Below are 17,955 nucleotides of genomic sequence, written 5' to 3'. Positions count from 1 at the left end.
GACGGGGTTTTCAGGAGCGTGTCAGGAATTCGTGGAGGTTGAGAACGAGCCTCGCCATGTTCGTCCAGGCGGCATGCTCATCGGCGGGAAGGGCTTTTCCATCCTGATCCTGGCCGATCGCCAGCAGGGCTTGCGCTTCCTCGGCGTTGGTTTCGAAATGGGTTTTCCATTTCGAGAGGTAGGGAGTGATGACTTCGGTTTCGTCCGGCGAGGGTTCCCGTTGCAGGGCGTAGCGGAAGAGATTCGCGAAACGGGTCTTCTCGTCCGGCGCGGAAGCCATCACGCGGCGGGCGAGCAGGCGGGAGGCCTCGATGTAGATGGGATCGTTGAGCAGTGCCAGCGCCTGTCCGGGCGAGTTCGTGACCGGGCGCTGGGCGGTGCATTCCTGCCGGGTCGGCGCGTCGAACGCGAGCATGGACGGGTGCGGGTTCTGGCGTTTCCAGTAGGTGTAGAGGCTGCGCTGGTGCTGGTCTTCCCCGTGTGCCGTTTCCCAAATCTGGTAGCGGCTGCCGAGCATGATTTTGTTGGACTGCTCCCAGTAGGCATCCGGCTGATAGGGGAAAAACGATTGCACCGGGATGGCCTCCGTTTTCCTCAACACCCCGGCGGCGGCGAGCGCGGTGTCGCGGATTTCCTCCGCGTCGAGGCGATGCGGCAACTGGCGGGTGATGAGGCGGTTCTTCGGATCGATCTCCGCCGTCTTCGGATCCGGGACGGAGGAAAGCCGGTAGGCATCGGTGGAAACCATCAGCCGGACCATGTGGCGGACGTCCCATCCGCTCCCGATGAACTCGGCGGCCAGCCAGTCGAGCAGGTCGGGGTGGGACGGCCAGTCGCCCTGGTTTCCGGAATCCACCAGTGTCTCGCTGATGCCGCGCCCGTAGAACTGGTGCCAGAGGCGGTTGACGAAAACGCGCGCGGTCATCGGGTTTTCCGGCGAGGTGAGCCAGTTCGCGAGATCAAGGCGGGTGAGTCCTTTTTTCGGCCCGCCATTCACAAAGTGGGATGGGAAAGCGGGTTCGAGCACCGGGCCGGAGTTGTCCATGAAATCGCCCCGGTTACGGAGGCGGGTGATTTTGCGCGGGCCGGTTTTGCTGACCAGGGTGGTATCGGCATCGCGGCGTAGCATGGAAAGCTCGCGATTGATCGCGTCCAGTTCCGCGACGAGATCCGGGCGCTTCGTTTCGGCGAAAGCGATGCGGATGGATTTCTCATGGATGGGCCTGCGTTCGGCTTTGCCGAGCCGTGCCGAGAGATCCACGAGGTTGGGGAACTTGTTGCGGTCGTCGCGGTTGAGCGGCAGCTCCCACCAGTAGCGGATCATGGGTGTCTGGAGGTTGTTCAGGAAGGCGCGATGGGGATCGGTGCGGTAGCCGCTCGCGCCCCAGGTGGCAGTGCCGCCGATCTGGATCCAGCCCATGCCGACCGGGAAATATTCCGTCTTGGGGAACCTCGCGGCAGGGACATCGAGCCGCACGCATTTTCCGGCTTCAGGCAGCGGGCCCATGCGGATGAGCTTGGTGGGCTCCAGCCACGGATAGTCGGCTTTCAGAAACGGATGATCCTCCTGCCCCCAGTAGTAAGTGACATGATAGTCCCGGTGCCAGCCCATGCGCCCGTAGGCTCCGTTGACCGTCTGGAAAGCGATCAACTCGGGCGTATCTGCGGGATCGAGAGTGACGTTCGTGTAAAGCCCGAGCACCTCCTTCGGCAGCGGGCCGGTGATGAACTCGCCGACGAGATGGCGGTCGATGGTGCCTTGCGCGGCGGTGACTTTGCGTCCCCCGGCCGTTTGGGAAAACTCCCCTTCGACGACCTTCGCAGGAGGTATGACGGCGGGCACGCATTCGAAGTCCACCGGCGCTTCCTTCTTCGATTTCTCCGCCGCATCGCTCGCTGCGATGATCGCTTTTTCCCACTCCGCCAGTTCGGCGGGATCGTGTTCGCTTTCGTAAAGCTCCTTCCGAACCGACTCCGCTTGCGCGCTGAGCTCCGCGTCTTCTCTAACAGACTCAGGATCCCCGTGAAGGTAATGGACCGGCACACGGCGATCCCCCGGCTGGTAAACCCCCGCCTCGATGAGGTCATCGAAGAACGCAGCGAGCGAGTAGTAGTCTTTCGCGGAGATCGGATCGTATTTGTGATCGTGGCATTCTGCACAACCGGTGGTCGCGCCGAGCCAGACGGTTCCGAGGGCGCGCACGTGCTCGCCCTTCAGAGCGTGCAGCGCCTCTTCCTCGATCACGCCCGCCTCGCTGTTGGTCTTCACCAAGCGGTTGTAGGCGGAGGCGGTGAGCGTGTCGTCGGTCGGGTTCGGCAGCAGGTCGCCGGCGAGTTGCTCGCGGGTGAAGCGGTCGAAAGGCATGTTGTCGCGGAACGCCTCGATCACGTACTTCCGGTAACGCCCGGTCGCGATCGGCTCGTCGCTGACCATGCCCGAGGAGTCAGCCCAGCGCACCAGATCCAGCCATCGGAGACCTTGGTGTTCGGCGTATTCGGTCGATTCCGTCCATTTCCTGACAAGTTCCTGAAACTTCGCGGGCGAAGGGTCATGCTCGAAATCGGCAACCTCCTCCGACGTGGGCGGCAGGCCGCGGAGGTCGAAGCTCAGCCGCCGGATCAGGACGCGCGGTTCCGCTTCCGCGACCGGGGAAACGCCGTGTTCCTTCCACGTCTGGCGCAGGAAGGAATCGATGGGGGTGGCCGCGCCCTCCTGCGGCACCGGTGGACGTTCGAGCTTTTTATAGACCCAGTGCTCCTCGTATTCCGCGCCCTGCTCGATCCAAAGCCGCAGCGTTTCCACCTGGTCCGGCTTCAGTTTGTAGACGGAATCCGCAGGAGGCATGACCTCATCCGGGTCACCCGAAGTGATGCGCTTGAAAAGCTCCGAGGCCGCAGAGTTTCCCGCCACGATCGCGGACTCCTTCGCTTCCGCCTCGATGTCCAGACGAAGTTCGGCCTCGCGCTTGTTCTTGTCGAAGCCGTGGCAGAAAAAGCAATTCTCCGAAAGGATGGGCCGGACGTCCCGGTTGTAGCTGACCACCCGCTCCTCGCCGCGGCAAACACCGGAAAGCGCAACGATCAGAAAGATCGCCGAAACCGGATGACGGGAGACGACCTGTGCGGAAAGATGAGCGCGTGATTTCATTTCAGCTAAAGGCTAGTTACGGCACGGGTGTGGCGGGTTCTCCAGCGGGGGGGCTGTCCTGGAGCTTGCTGATCCGGAAATTCCGGTAGCGCGCGGAGCGGGTGAACATGTGGCGCAAGCCGACGCGGCCTTCGTTCACCGCCGGGAGGTGCGGGTTGCTGAAATGGAAGTGGCCGACGCGCTCCGGATTCTCGACACGCATGAAAAGTTCGCGCCCTCTTTTGATCACCGTGATGTGGTGGGGCACGTCCTGGGCGAAAAAACCTTCGGGCTCGTAGTCAGGTGCCAATTCGGTGCCCTTGAGCCCTTTGCCCTCGGGCAGGTAGCGGCGGGCGCGGATGTAGGAAACGCGGTTTTCCCCGGAGTTCGGAAACGCGGCGTAGCTGAGATGAACCGTGTGCATGTGGTCGAAGTAGGTCGCCATTGCGGGCACCTTGCGGAGTTCGTTCCATTGCGAGATGTCACGGGCATACGGCTCTTTTCCGCTGCCCGTGGCCTGGATGTAGAGGATGTTGACGCAGCGCGTCTCGTTGTCGGTGCGGGTGTATTCGTAGCCGATCTTCAGATCCCCTTCGAAGCTTTGCTTCGTCCACAGCACCATATGGTGTGCATCATTTCCAAACTCCGGGCCGGCGGTAAGAGCCATGCCCTCCGGCCCGGTGACCACGGTGCCGACCTCGCCGTCGAGAAACCATTGCTTCCGCCAATCGCCGGTGCAGGGGTCGGAAAAAACCTCCTTCCAGTCTGCTGCGGCTGCTTTCTCAAACGCAGCCTTGTCCTGCGCAGGCTCCGCCATGAGGGGCGTGGTCAGGCAGGATGCCAGGAGGATGGCGGCGGTGCGGAAAAAGGATTTCATTTCGAAACGTGGTAGTCTGCCCCGTCAAGGCTTTTGAGAACCGATTCCTGCCATTGGCGGAGGTCGGCCTGGAGCTTGCGGGTGAGCTCGGGTTGTTGCTTGGTGAGGTTGAGCTTCTCGCCCGGATCGGCTTTCAGGTCGAACAACTCGATGCCGGTTTCGCCCTTCGTTTCGCGGACGACGAGTTTGTGATCGCCTTCGATGATGGACCGTGGGCCGAGGATATCGGCCTCGTTGACGGCGGGATAACGGAAGTTGAGGAAATCACGGGTGGCCTTGCCGCCGCTGAGCTTGACCAGCGGCGTGGTGCCCGCCTGCAGGGCGGGATCGATGTAGGGTTGCGGATTCGTGGCCATGAATCGGCGGGTGTCGAAGTCCCAGAATGCCATGGGGGTAGCACGCGCGTCGAGGGTGCCATTGATCACGGGCATGAGGTCGGTGCCGTCGAGCGGCCGATCCGGCAGCGCTTGTCCGGTGATGGCGGCAAGGGTCGGCAGCAGGTCGCTGGTGGTGGCGCGGAAGGAGGTGGAGCGGGGCTTCGGGATGCGGACGGGCCATTCGATCAGGCCGGGCACCAGCGTGCCGCCTTCGTAGATTTGCCCCTTCGCTCCGCGGTGGGGAAAACCGAGCGCGCTCTCGGCGGAGGTGCCGTTGTCACCACAGTAGAGCAGCAGGGTGTTTTCCCGCAGACCGGTTTCCTTGAGGTGCTTGCGGAGCATGCCGATGGCGCGATCCATCGCGGTGATTTCCGCGTAGCGCTCCCGCAGAACCTCGCCTTGCGGACGCCGGGTTCGGGTGCCGGTCTCGTTCGAGGTGAGGCTCACCATTTTCGTATATTTCGCGGGCAGGTCGTCATAGAGCGCGAGATCCTGCGGGAGGCCGCTGTAGGGTTCGTGGGGGGAGCCGAACCAGATGACCTGCAGGAGCGGCTTGCCGGCATCGCGGGCGCGTTCGATGCCCGCGATCGCCTCATTGACGAGCACTTCCGAGCTTTCGCCCTTGAAGACCTGGGGCGGGCCGCCGTTGCGCGAGAGCGGTGGATCCAGTTCGAAGAAGTTGTCATGGGACAGCCATTCGTCGAATCCCATCGCGCCAGGATTCAGCGGGGAGCCCTCTTTCACCGCGCCGACATGCCATTTCCCGAGGTGCATGCAGTGGTAGCCGGCCTTGGACAGCAGGTGGGCGATGGTGATTTCCTCCGGCCGCAGCGACCAACCCGGCGCGAAGGTGCCCATGCGGTTCGGGTGCCGGCCGGTGAGGAAGCTCGCGCGGGTCGGCGAGCAGCTCGGATGCGCGGCGTAAAAGCGATCGAACTTCAGCCCCGTGGCCGCCATCTCGTCGAGCACCGGGGTCTTGACGTGAGGATGTCCGTTGTAACCGGTTTCCTCCCAGCCATGGTCGTCGCTCATCATGAGGATGATGTTCGGCGGCGCGGGCGCTGCGCACACGGGAAGCCAGAGGGCGGACGCGAAAAGTGTTAGAATCTTCATGGGAAAGGAGTCAGGGGCGGATCATGGGGCGGACGAAAAATCGAGCACCTGCCGGACCGGGCCGACGGTTACGGCGATACGATCGCTGTTTGAGGCTCCTTTGAGAAAGGGGCTCTCGTAGACGGCCTTGGGATGGAGATCGATGGGCGAGCCGTTGATGCGTGGCAAACTGAAGGAGTCCCGGGCTTTCACATCGTAGCGGAACATTTCGAGGCGCTGTTTGGCCTCTCCGAAACGGTAGTCCACCTTGTCGGCGCTGACCACGAGTTCGCATGCGCGCAGGCTTTCGCGAAAGCGGTCGAACGAACCATGGGTGGTGACGTCACCCGCATGGAGCAGGATGCGCCCGGTGTCGTTCAGCCCGGTGAAATCCGCCGGGGAGGCGACCCTGCGGGCCTTGTCCCAGCGGTGGCCGCCATCGAGGAATTTCACGGCGGCGAAGGCCTTGCCGGTGCTGGCAAAAATCCAGCCGTCCTCGTCGATGATCTCGAGTCCCGGCGCATCGAAGTCCATGCTGATTTCCCCGGTGCTGTAGGATCCGCCTTCCTTTACGTTGGCGATTCGCTGGAGGATCATCACGTTCTCGTGCTGCACGCTCCAGAAGGAATGTTGCGGGCGCCCGCCCCGGGTTTTCCCGATGACCACCCCGATCGAGCCGACGCGATCCGCGGAGGGGTCGTCGATGAGCAGGCCGCACCAGCGTTTCTGTCTCGATATGCCGGCATATTCAAGGGAAGGGTTTTGCAAGGTGCTCCCGAGCAGGTAGTGCGGAGAGCGCCAGGCGTAATTGACCAGCGCCGAGTCGGGGGCGATGCGCTGGGCTTCGCCGTCCGCCCCACGGGTCTCCGACCGGCCGAGAACGCGGTTGCGGATTACGAAAGGCCTGACCGCCGGAAACGCACGCTTATCCAGCAGGATGGCTGCAGCCGGGAGCTGGTAGCGGCTGGTCTCGATCACCCGCGAGTGGCTGGAGCCGGCCGGCTGGCCCGCGCGGGCGAAGAGCAGGTTCTTGTAGCCGCTGAAGCCGTTGGGAACACCCTCGGCGCGGCTCTGCCCGCCGCCGCGCCGTCCCCGCACCGAGATCTGCGCCTCCTCGATGAAAGCGAGGTCGAGCAGCAGCCCGAAGCGGTGCCGGATGACCGGATCGGGCGAAAGCTCGTGCAGGTTGAAAAGCGCGGGCCACGAATATTTCTGATAGGTGGTGGAGCCGATCTCGATCCAGAGGCCGGTCTTCGCGCGGCTGCGCGGCCATTCGCGGAAGAACCGGGTGTAGGCGGCGGCATGCTCGGCGACGCTGTGCCCGTCATCGAGCTTCCTGTCGCGATAGGCGGGATCCTCTTTCAGGAATGCGGTGATGAGATAATACGGCGGCCGTCGGTTGAGATCGTGGTTTTCCGTGCCCAGGAGCAGGAATTGGTCGTCCGCACCCACCTCGGAAAGGCGGCTCGCTCCACGGACCCAGAGCCAGAGGGATTCCTTCATCGCCGCCTCGGTCTGCGGATCCAGGCGACCGGGGAATTGTGTGCTGTTTGCGTGGAAAAGATACAGGATCCTCACGTAGTCGGTGATGGAGAAGAAAGACCATGGCAGTTTGCCGGGATGCTCCGGCGATGTGGTGAGCGCGGGGTCCGGCTTCGATGCGATGAAATCATTCGCCTGTTTGAGCAGGCGCGCATTCGCCTCATCGGTTTTCTCGTTGAGGTAAAGGGCGCTGAGGCACCAAAGGTTATCCCCCCAGACGCCGGACGGCCACACGGTGCCGCGAGCGATGGTTTTCCGCAGGTTCTTTTCGCGCAGTTGGAGTGACTCGGCATGTGTTTCCGCGACGAGTTTCCCATGCCCGGCGAAACGCTCATCCACCGAAAGGGTGTCGGCTTGGACCAGATCCACCGCGCCGATCAGGAGTGCCACGGCGAGGAACCGATGCCGGGAGATCAAGATAGGGATGGTGGGGATTCGGATCATGTTCAATACGGGTCAGTCAACGTCTCCGAATTCGGGAAGCGAGAGAACCCTCAGGCCCGTATTCTCATCGGGAAGAAGAAACAGGAACTCGCGTGCTTTGGAATCGCTTGAGACGTAGCGGTCGTAGCATACGACCAATTTATCGTCCTTATCCTTGTAGCCTGCAAGCATCCGGTACATGCCGTTGGCTTCCGGGGTCGCCTTGGAAACCTTCGTGGCTGCCGGTTCCACGGTAAGCCGGGTTCCGCCGAGAACCACCAACGCGCTGTTTTTGCTGAGATTCATGACAAGGGTCGAGCCGCGCGCGAACCCCTGCTTCGCAGGATCGATTACCTTTGAGCGATAGTTTTCAGCAGCCGGATCGGCCACAATGACCGCGAGAACGGAGCGGGCACGCGGAGGAACGTTGAATTTCCCTTTGGAAACCAGACCTTCGGGTGTCCGGCGGGTGAGGTGGGTCTCACCGGCGGGCACTTCAAGCCAATCGGTGATGAACGACGGCCTCGCTTTCAATTCCCCGTGCTCCGTCCATTTCCCATCCTCGCCGGGGGATGCGAGAACCAACACTTCGTCCTGCGCGAGGGTCGACAGGAAGACCAGGCGGACTTTCGGGGCGGAATCCCTGGTGCCGCCGGGTGTGGCGGTGGATGCGGGTTCCGCGACCAAGCACGGGGCGAATGCCATGGCCGAGCAGAAAACAGCGGCGAGCAGAAAGGAAGGGTGGTGGTGAAGCGAATGCATCGGACAAGCGGTTTATATCTCGGAAGGCGCGAGCCAGCGGAAGGAAACCATCCGGAAGGCTCGCCCGAAGAGTTGGTTGACAGGGGAAACCGGAGTGACCTCGGGCGGATCGCTTGGATCAAGGAATTCCGGCACGCGCTGGACGACCGCCTCGCAGTAAGCGGTCGCCTGGATGTTGCCGGCCTTGTCGCGGCTGTCGCCGTAGGCACGGACCACGAAGGTATCCGATCTCACGCTGGTCTGGGAACCGAGGGCGGTGAGGATGTTTGCCTGGCGGAGGTGACCGGCGGCTCCGATCGCGCGGGCGGGCGCGGGCTCGTTAGCCACGCTTCCATTGCCATCCAGGGGATCCAGATCGGCTTGTGTGACCTTCCGGTTGCCCGCCGTGAAGCGGTCGTTGAGGCCGCTCTTGTCGATGGCCGCCTGAAGCGCGCCGAGAACCTGCTGGCCGGAATCGCCGGAGTTCGGCCGCCGGTTCACGAAATCCGCCATGCTGAGGAAAGGGCCGCGCGCTTTCACTTCCTCCACGGTCGCCTTGGCCAAATCCGTGATCTGAGCGTCGGTAAGGTCGCGGAGGCCGCTCCAGTCGCCTTGCGGGCCGGAGGTTGCTTCACTGGCCGTGTAGCCGAGGGTGCAGAAGGGGTTGGTGAAAGTCTTGGTCGAGCCGAGCAGCTCCTGGCCGGCCACGCTGCGGAACATCGCGGTCCATGCCTCGGCGGAGGTGGAGTTCACGTTGAAGGCTCCGTCGATCAGGAGGTATTTCCCGAGGGTGTTGAGCGCCGCGCCCTTGAACCCCTCCCCGGTGAACAGCTCGTCGAGCGCCATTTCCGGAGACTTGTGGGGATGGAAGCGGAAACGTGTGTTCCTGAGCGTCCCGGTTCCCTCCGCGAGATCGCGGAACTGGGCGCGGGGGGTGCGGAGGTCTTTCATGGGATTGGCGGCGGCGGTGCCGCTACCGTCCACGATTCCGGAGAGGAACCAGGAATCCCAGAGCGCCGTATTCACCATCCATGACGGGTCGGTGGCCACCCGTCCCACGGTGCCGCTGCCGCTGCCCGGGCGGTAAACCTGACCGGGCGCGAGGAAGGGATTTGTGAAGGAATTCCCGATCGCCTTGGAGATGACCGGAAAGCCGGCCCCGAGGGTGCTGGCGAGTGCCGTATTGTCCGGATCGACACCCGGGCCGATCGTGCCCCAGGCACTGCTGACCTCCCCGAAGTGGGCGCCGAAACTGCCGGCGATGGCGTTCTCGAAGGCCCCGAGCGAGAGCGGCGGGGCAAGCGGGATCCGGCGCTTGATCACCCGGAACTCACCACCGACCGAAGGCTGGCGTCCGCCGCCGTGATACACGTTGCGCCCTCCCGCACCGGCGGCGAGGGAGCGGAACTGGTAGTTGAGCGGCTCCGCCGTGAACAGCAGCTGGGAGGCATGCAAGTCGTGGGGAATCGCATTCCGCCAGATCGCACCTCCCCCGGTAGCGGGTTCATCGAGCAGGAAGGGCCGCGAGGGCAAGGCGTCGGGATTGTTCGCGCTGGAGCTTTGTTCCACATTCTTGATGACGCTCATCACCATGATCGGCTGCGGCTTGTCGATGAAGTCGCTGACCGGCCGAACCTGGGGCGGAAGGATTTTCTCCGGGAGGAAAGCATTCATCAGGTCGCCATCCGGCGCGCCGCTATCCTTGGTCAGGTTTGCGGATTCGAAGATCCGCCTGCCCCCCGGATTGCCATGCCACGCCTGGTAATACATGTTGCTGTTGGAGTTGTTCCTCGCGGCCGTGGTTTTCAATAGCTCGAAGTCCACCATGTCGGCCTTTTTCAGCCCGGTGACATTCAGGTTCCACGACATGCTGACCCCGCCGCTGGGGACGAATCCACGGCGGATGTTCAGGTCGTATCCGCTTGCCGTGGTCGATCCGAAGGCGGCGGCTTCCCCGGGTTCGAGATCGAAGCCATCGGCCGGCATTCCGCCGAAGCCGCCCTCGATGTAGCCGACGAAAAGCTTGTTTTTCGGGGGGATCGTCTTCCTTTCGAGGATGGAGCCGTTCGCCTTCGTGATCTTCAGTTTCACATCGTAGGGCAGGGTGATCAGGTCCAGGAATTTCACGAGACCCGGCGGGAAGCGCAGTCGCACATCGTTGGGGTTGGCGAGGACGACCATCCCGTCGCACATCATCTGCATCTTGTAGATGGGGTCGGCCGCAGTGCCGCCGGTCTGGACCGCCTGCAGGCACAGGATGAACTGTATCGCTTCGATCGCGGGCTTGCCATACATGTAGAAGCGGTCCATGGCGAGACCGTCCGCGCTATCCTTGGTGGCAAGCGTCGGCACCCCTCCGGACCAGTCGATCTCGCGGTGGATGTTGTGGAAGAGGGCGAGTTCCTCGAGATTGATGCCCCATTCGGCCGCCTTGTAACGCGAGGAGCTCCATGGCCCCACAAACGACCTGTTGGCCACCACTCCAGCCGGGGTGATATCGAAGCGGTTGATGCGCCCGTCGGCGAGGTAAAGCGGCTTGTCCTCCAGCTCGGAAAGCGGGCGGCTCAGGAGCTGCGTGAGATCCCGTTTCAGCCGTCCCGTCCTCACATCGGCCAGCACGCCTTCGCTGTGGACGGTGAGATCATGGAAAGAAGAGCCCAGACCGGCTTTCCCCAACCCGGCGGCGAGATTGACCTGCCCTTGGGAAAGCGCCATTTCCCTCTGGCCGTCCTTCCATTCGAAATTCCCGAGCGCGGCGAACACCCGATGGTCGGGATGCGGCGGGGACTGCACATGGAACAGCGGGTTGGAAACGTCCTGCACCAACGGGCTGTCGTCCGGCCCCGCGTTGATCCTGGCCTTCATCCCTTCATCGGATGTCCACCATGCGATCCGCCCGCTGCGGCTGCCTGCATCCAGTTTTTGGGATGGCACACGCACTTGGTCAACCGCCGCCGAAGGCGAGCCGAGCGTGCCCGGTCCCACCAGCAGGATCTCGTCAGCGGTTGTCCCCGCTTCGCCGGAGACCAGCCATTTGCGGAAGACGACTTTCCGATCTCCGGGCGAATCTGCCACATTGCTCGCAGGATCCGGAGCCTTCCAGGCATCGTAAACCGCGGTCCAGTGCGGCCGCCCGCCGGAGTCCCCACCCGCCAGATCGTGCGGTGCGGAAATCCTCGAGTCCGGCCCAAGCTCGGACTGCAACTGGCCGATCGCCAGCATCAGGGCCATCCGGGCGTTTGCCTGCGCCGCGGCCATGGCGGAGTTTTGAGACGATGCGCGCAGCGAGACCGCCGAAAGGCTCAGCAGACCGACCGCCAGCAGCACCAGCAACACCATCATCGTGAGGGTCGCCACAAGCGCAAAACCACGCCGGGCCATGCGGCGGTGACCGGCGGATGATGGATGGGACTCGGATTTCGGGTTCATGCGGAACTTGGGTTTGGCGCGATCATGCAAGACCTGATGATGCGGATACATGGTAATTACAGGTTTTAATGATCGCTTGCTAGTCACCATTGCGACGACACGCCGGTAGCTCCCTGCGGGTCCGGGTGTTTCCGTGACGCGGCACCGCGCCATAGACCTGTTGGAAATGCCGCGTGGCAAGGGGATTCCCTTCGCTCGACTTGCCTGCTTTTCATACAGGTTGGAACCCGTGCCGGGGAGACCCTGGGGACTCCCGCCGATGCGGATTCAGGGCTTCGCCGGATACGCCTCCATCCGTTTCCTCATGTCGGCAAGGGTGGCGTCGTGTTCGGGTTTGCCGACGAGGTTCTCCATCTCGAAAGGGTCGCCCGTGAGGTCGAAGAGCGCCTCCTCCCCGCCGTTCCACCGCACGTAGTGCCAGCGATCCAGATGGACGCTCCGGCCACCCATTTCCTCGGTCATCCGGGCTCCGCCGGGGAGATTCGGCTGGCGGGGCAGCTGGGCGTAGGCGGGGTGCGGCCACTCACGGTCCGGCTGGCGCATCAACGGTGCGAGGCTGCGGCCTTCGGCATGATCGGCGGCGGGCAGGCCGGCGAGATCGAGTGTTGTAGGATAAATATCCAACAGCTCGACCACGCGCCCGCAGACTCCGGGCGCGATCCCCGGGGCGCGGATCATCATCGGCGCGCGCAGGCTTTCCTCCAGCAGGGTCATCTTGGACCACAGGCCGTGCTCGCCGAGGTGGAAGCCGTGGTCGCTGACGAAGATCACGATGGTGTTGTCGCGGAGTCCCAGTTCGTCGAGGGTGTCGAGCACGATGCCGACCTGCGCGTCGATGTAGGAAACGCAGGCGGCGTAGGCGGCGCGGGCGGAGAGCGCCTCGTCGCGGGTGCCGGTGACCGTGCGCTGCGGGCCGAAGAGGTCGAAGTTCGGCCTCAGCGCGACGGCGGGCAGGTAGGTGATCGGCGGCTCGTCGGGGTAGCGGAAACTCTTCGGCAAATGCGCGGCCTGCGGGGTGTGCATGGCGAAGTAGGCCTCCGGCGCCATCAGCGGCGCGTGGGGTTTCTTGAAACCGACGGCGAGGAAAAACGGCGCGTCCTTCATCCGCTTCATCGCGGCGGCGGCGGAGCGGGAGAATTTGCCGTCTCCCGCCGCGGTGTCGCCTCCGGGGATGGCCCCCCAGTTGTCCCAGGGGTTGTTCTTTTGGCGGGCGGTCTTCGCATCGGGCTTCGGTTCCACATTCCGGTCGGGCTTCCCGGTTTGCGCGGGCTGAACGGGCAGGGGCTTGCCGGTGCCCGGGCCGGCATCCCACGAGGCGCCGTCTTCGATGGGCGTGCTGCCGCCGTGGAAAATTTTCCCGTATGCCTCCGCGCGCCAGCCCGCCGCCTGGAATTTCTGCGGCAGGGTCCGGATGTCCGGGCGCTTCCAGCGGAAATGCGTGTTGTTGTCGATCACCCCGATGCTTTCCGGCCGCAGTCCGGTGAGCATGCTGGTGCGGGAGGGGTTGCAGAGCGGAGCCTGGCAATAGGCCCGCGTGAACCGCGTCGCGCTCGCCGCGAAGGAATCGATGTGCGGCGACTTCGCGCTCTTGCTGCCGTAGCAGCCGAGTTCGTAATTCAGGTCGTCCACCATGATGAGCAGGACGTTCGGGCGCGGCGCGGAGGATGCGAAGGGCACGGCGACGAATGCCGATAGCAGGGCGGTGAAAAGGAAGAGGGGAAGTTTCATTGTATCGGGTTCAAGGAAATGCCCCGTTCCGGCGGGCGGAACGGGGCATGGAAGACGGATGCGTGGAAACCGCCGAAGAATCAACGGCGACGGCGGAGCAGGCAGAGTGCTCCCAGAGCGCCGAGCAGGGCGGCGGAGGGCTCGGGGACGACCACGAAGTTGGCTGCCGCGATTCCCCGGGCTGCCTGAGTTCCTGTAGTGCCGGTGAAGTTATAAGAGTAAGTGTCTCCAACGGAACCCGTAGTAACCAATTTATAAGCGGCGGCATAGCCGTTGGATCCGACATCCGTGTTCTTGTTGATTTGGACTGCGGGGAGATCGTCGAAAGGGCCGAGGTTGGTGTCGATCGCCCACATCGTGAAGCTGTCATCCGCAGTGTCGATGCTGATGCTGGTGCCGGTGCCGAAATCGGCGTCAAAGACAGCAATCGGGTCACCATTGTCACTCTTGATCGCTGCGATGCCGATGCCGACGCCATTGGATCCGCCACCGAAATTCAACACGATGTCCCCGCTGGACGCGGTGGTGTTGAGGTAGTAGATGCTGACGCCGGTGCTGCCAGCTGTCGGGGTCGCCGAATTCATGCCGACATTGGCATAAGTCACACTGAGTCCCCCTCCCCCTTCACGACTGACGGTCACCACCAGCATGTCGAAACTTGCGCCAGCGTCGTAGCTATAGGTATAAGTGGCCACATCCCTCGTCAGAGTGCCGCTTTGACCACTACCATTGGTAGCGGCGAATCCCGTATTGACAAGAGTGATCGCGGCGTGGCTGGAGGTGATGCCGAGCGCGAGCGCGGCGAGAACGGGGATATATCTGGTGTTTTTCATGGTTTGTTTCATGGTTTGTTTGCTTCCTTTTGGAGCCTATCATCTCAGCACATTTCAAGGCACTCGGATAGTCCCCAAAGTGAGGACGGAATCCGAAACGGTGTTGTGCCGGATTGTTTTGTCCGTAAAGGATCAGAATGGATCATCCGATGGGAGGCAATTTTTTTCCCACTCGACAACCTGCCCACCTTTCAGGCAAGTTTGCGCCATGCCGGGACCGCGATTCCTCACCATCACCGAACAGGCCGCCGTTTATTTGCGGGAGCAGATCGCGCAGGGGAGGTGGGCGAAATGGATGCCGGGCAGGCATGAGCTGGCGCGGGAGCTGGAGGTGAGCAACCAGACGGCGGAGAACGCGCTGGCGCTGCTGGAAAAGGAGGGCGTGCTGGAGGCGCAGGGAGCGGGCAGGCGCCGGAAGATCGTCTCGGCGGAGGGCGGCCGGGCGGCCTCGCAACTGCGGATCGCGATGTTGCTATGGCGGCGGCACGGCCCCTACGGCCCATACATCAGCGATCTCCAGCACCGCTTGATCGAGGCGGGGCACGAGCCCTTCCCGGCCGAGAAGGGCTTGATGGAGCTGGGGATGGATGTCCGGCGCATCAAGCGTTTGGTGGCGCAAACCAAGGCGGACGCCTGGATCGTGCATGCCGCCTCGCGGGAGGTTTACGATTGGTTCGCCGAGCAGCCGTTTCCGGTGTTCGGCTTCCTGGGCAGTTTCCGCGGGCTGCCGATCGCGGCGACCGGGCCGGACTTCGGGCCGCCGTTCCGGGAGTGCACCGAGGAGCTGGTGCGGCTGGGGCACCGGCGCATCGTGATGATCGCCCGCCCGAACCGGCGGACACCGGAGCCCGAGCATCCCGAGACCGAGTTCCTCGATGTGCTCAAGGCGCATGGAATCGAGACGGGGGATTACCATTTTCCCCTGTGGCCGAGCAGCGACAGCGAGGGTTTGCACGCCTGCCTGCGGAAAATCTTCGTAGCGACCCCTCCGACGGCGCTGATCGTGCAGGAAGCGAAGGTCTTCGTGGCCGTGCAGCAGTTCCTGTCCTCGCGGGGGATCGCGGTGCCGGGCGATGTTTCGCTGGTCTGTCCGGATGGCGACGCGGTGCTGGATTGGCAACAGCCTAGCGCGGCGCAGTTCAGGGCGGACAGCGCGCTCTGGGTGAGGCGGACGGTGCGCTGGGCGGTGAATCTCAGCCACGGAAAACAGGATCGCCGCCAGATCCTCTACCCGGCGCGCTTTGTTCCCGGCGGAACCATGGGGCCGGTACCGAGGCCGCGGCCTTGACGGTTTCCGGCAGTCACGGGCTCCGGGATGCCGGCATCGGGGGTCAGTTCGGAATGGCACGGGATTAAGCCAAGAAGGCAGGGACGTTTTTCCAAAACGTCCATATCTGACGGCTTGTGGGATCCCATCGGTTCCTTTCCGCGCGAAGCTCCGCGAGATATGGACGACAAGGATTGTCGTCCCTGCCTATTTCACGAAAGACGGCTTAATCCCGTGCCATTCGGGTCAGTTCGCATCCGTGTTGACCGGCTCATCGACGACCATGGGCGGCGGGAAATCGGAGGCCTTTTCGCCGCCGCGCTCGCGGAGGCGGATGTTGTTGATGCCGCCGGCGGGCTGGTTCAGGGGGATTTCCATCCCGCCGAATTCGCCCATCATTTTGTAGAGCCTGTTCTCCATCTGCTTTGCCTGCGCCTTGAAGGCGGGGTCGTAGAGGAGGTTCTTGCTTTCGTCGGGGTCGCTCTGGAGATAGTAGAATTCATCGGCATCCCAGAGGCCGTAGTAGGTGATGTATTTGAAGCGGTCGCTGCGGATTGCGAAGGTGGTGGGGGTCTGCGGGAAATTTTTCTCCCAGTAATAGACGTAGAGGAAATCGTCGCGCCATTTGGTTTCCTTGCCCTCGGCCAGCGGCAGGAAACTCTCGCCGTCCATGTGCGCGGGTTTTTCCAGCCCCATCGCCTCCATGATGGTCGGCGCGACGTCGATGTTGGCGACCATTTCGTCCACCACCGTGCCGCCCTTGATGAGGGAAGGGCACTGGACGAGCATTGGCACGCGCATCGAGGCCTCGTAGGCCACGCGCTTGTCGATGAGGCCGTGCTCGCCGAACATGAAACCGTTGTCGCCCATATAGATCACCAGGGTGTCGTCATAGACGCCCATGTCCTTGAGCTGCTGCATCACGCGGCCGATGCTGTCGTCCACGGAGCGGAGCGCCTCGCAGTAGCGCTTGTAGTAGCCCTCGATGTTCAGCTCGCTGTGGTAGGGGAAATCGACGCCGTGCCAGGAGTTCCGCTGGTCGCGCAGCCAGCGGGGCTGGAGCAGGTTGCCGGGGGTGCTGGCCTCGGTCGCGGGGCGTTTGAAGGGCAGATCCTTCAAGCTGTCCTCATACTTCGGCTCGGGGGTGAAGTTCGCGTGGACGGCCTTGTGGGACAGGTAGAGGCAGAAGGGTTTTTCGGAAGGCTTCTGCTGCTTCAGCCAGTCGATGGCGTAGTCGGTGAGCTCGCCGGTGATGTAGCCCTTCTGTTTCACGCGCTTGCCATCGACGTTGAGCGTGTAGTCGGGCGATGGCGGATAATAATTTCCCTGCCCGCGGAAGCTGACCCAATGATCCCAGCCGGGCTGCGGCTCATCGCTTTCCCCGCCCATGTGCCATTTGCCGATGAAGCAGGTCGCATAGCCGGCCTTCTGGATGTATTGCGGGAAATAGACCGTGCCCTTGGGGATCGCGCGGTTGTTGTCGATCACACGATGGCGGAAGGTGTAGAGCCCGGTGAGGATGGACGCGCGGCTTGGGGAGCAGAGCGAGGTGGTCACCAAGGCGTTTTTCACGTAGGCGCCGTTCGCGGCCATGGAGTCCATCACCGGGGTCTTCGCGAACTGGTGGCCGAGGAAGCTCATCGCATCGTAGCGGTGGTCATCGGAGAGGATGAAGACCACGTTGCGCGGCTTCGCGCCGGGGATTTTCCCGGGAACGATTTCCGTGGGAACGGGTGCGGATGCGTGAAGGGCAGTCGTAGCGGCGAGCAGGGTAAACAGGATTGCGGAGAAGCGCGGGACGGGGGTTGCGGTGGATTCCATGATGGTCTTGGGTTGGTGCGGATTGAAACGGCACATGATCCGAGTCAATCCCCCTTCTCCGCCCCTTGCCAAGGATAACCCGCCTTTGTCATCGCTTTGGGGACTGTTGCGATATCCGGTTTATCCTGCGGATGGAATTGCGCCCAGGCAGGGACGTTTTTCCCAAAACGTCCATATCTGGCGGCCCGTGAGATCCCATCGGTTCCTTTCCGTGTGAAGCGCCGCGAGATATGGACGGCAAGGATTGCCGTCCCTGCCCGTGGGACGCGCCCGGGCAGGGACGTTTTTCCCAAAACGTCCATATCTGGCGGCCTGGGTGATCCCATCGGTTCCTTTCCGTGTGAAGCGCCGCGAGATATGGACGGCAAGGATTGCCGTCCCTGCCCGTGGGACGCGCCCGGGCAGGGACGTTTTTCCCAAAACGTCCATATCTGACGGCCCGGGTGATCCCAACGGTTCCTTTCCGTGTGAAGCGCCGTGAGATATGGACGGCTCGGAGAGACCGTCCCTGCCTGCGGGAACGGCAGGGGCATTTTTCCCAAAACGTCCATATCTGGCGGCCTGGGTGATCCCATCGGTTCCTTTCCGTGAAAACCGCTGCGAGATATGGACGGCAAGGATTGCCGTCCCTGCCTTTTGGTTTGACCTTCTGGCACCGTTGATCCGCAATTTGCCTTGGTTTGGCGGAGGAATTTTCA

At 63.0% G+C, this 17,955-nt stretch carries 10 protein-coding genes; 1 reads left to right on the top strand and 9 read right to left on the bottom strand.

Annotation, left to right across the window (positions count from 1 at the left end):
* Positions 1 to 10 precede the first annotated feature (10 nt).
* The 8 genes from HZ994_06740 to HZ994_06705 form a co-directional block, all read right to left on the bottom strand.
* Positions 11 to 3,148 carry a DUF1553 domain-containing protein gene (locus HZ994_06740; GenBank protein ID QTN32038.1) on the bottom strand — a complete coding sequence of 1,046 codons (3,138 nt, stop codon included), beginning with the start codon at positions 3,146 to 3,148 and terminating at the stop codon, positions 11 to 13.
* 16 nt (positions 3,149 to 3,164) lie between these two features.
* Complete coding sequence (locus tag HZ994_06735; GenBank protein QTN32037.1) at positions 3,165 to 4,004, bottom strand: DUF1961 family protein; 840 nt, start codon at positions 4,002 to 4,004, stop codon at positions 3,165 to 3,167.
* The gene (locus tag HZ994_06730; protein QTN32036.1) at positions 4,001 to 5,494 is read right to left on the bottom strand and encodes a sulfatase-like hydrolase/transferase; all 1,494 of its coding nucleotides are present in this window, start codon (positions 5,492 to 5,494) and stop codon (positions 4,001 to 4,003) included. Before HZ994_06730 ends, HZ994_06735 begins: the two co-directional genes overlap by 4 nt.
* Before the next feature lie 21 nt (positions 5,495 to 5,515).
* Positions 5,516 to 7,459: a hypothetical protein gene (locus HZ994_06725; GenBank protein QTN32035.1), complete on the bottom strand. Its 1,944-nt coding sequence runs from the start codon at positions 7,457 to 7,459 to the stop codon at positions 5,516 to 5,518.
* A 12-nt stretch (positions 7,460 to 7,471) separates the two neighbouring features.
* A complete protein-coding gene (locus tag HZ994_06720) occupies positions 7,472 to 8,143 on the bottom strand; it encodes a hypothetical protein (GenBank protein ID QTN32034.1) in 672 nt (223 codons plus the stop codon).
* 69 nt (positions 8,144 to 8,212) lie between these two features.
* Positions 8,213 to 11,608 (bottom strand): hypothetical protein, encoded by a 3,396-nt coding sequence (locus HZ994_06715; protein ID QTN32033.1) that lies wholly within the window; start codon positions 11,606 to 11,608, stop codon positions 8,213 to 8,215.
* A 267-nt stretch (positions 11,609 to 11,875) separates the two neighbouring features.
* Entirely contained in the window at positions 11,876 to 13,336 is a 1,461-nt protein-coding gene (locus tag HZ994_06710; GenBank protein ID QTN32032.1) for a sulfatase, read from the bottom strand.
* Between the two features lie 80 nt (positions 13,337 to 13,416).
* Positions 13,417 to 14,169 carry a hypothetical protein gene (locus tag HZ994_06705; protein ID QTN32031.1) on the bottom strand — a complete coding sequence of 251 codons (753 nt, stop codon included), beginning with the start codon at positions 14,167 to 14,169 and terminating at the stop codon, positions 13,417 to 13,419.
* A 208-nt stretch (positions 14,170 to 14,377) separates the two neighbouring features.
* On the opposite strand from HZ994_06705, the gene HZ994_06700 reads away from it, so the two are divergent.
* Positions 14,378 to 15,457, top strand: a complete 1,080-nt coding sequence (locus HZ994_06700) for a substrate-binding domain-containing protein (GenBank protein ID QTN32030.1) — start codon at positions 14,378 to 14,380, stop codon at positions 15,455 to 15,457.
* Between the two features lie 225 nt (positions 15,458 to 15,682).
* Here HZ994_06700 and HZ994_06695 read toward each other — a convergent pair whose 3' ends face one another.
* Positions 15,683 to 17,293, bottom strand: coding sequence for a sulfatase (locus HZ994_06695; protein ID QTN32029.1), 1,611 nt, complete (start codon positions 17,291 to 17,293; stop codon positions 15,683 to 15,685).
* Positions 17,294 to 17,955: the final 662 nt, after the last annotated feature.

The organism is Akkermansiaceae bacterium (genome assembly GCA_017798145.1).
GTDB lineage: Bacteria > Verrucomicrobiota > Verrucomicrobiia > Verrucomicrobiales > Akkermansiaceae > Luteolibacter.
This window is presented reverse-complemented; position numbering and strand designations above follow the sequence as displayed.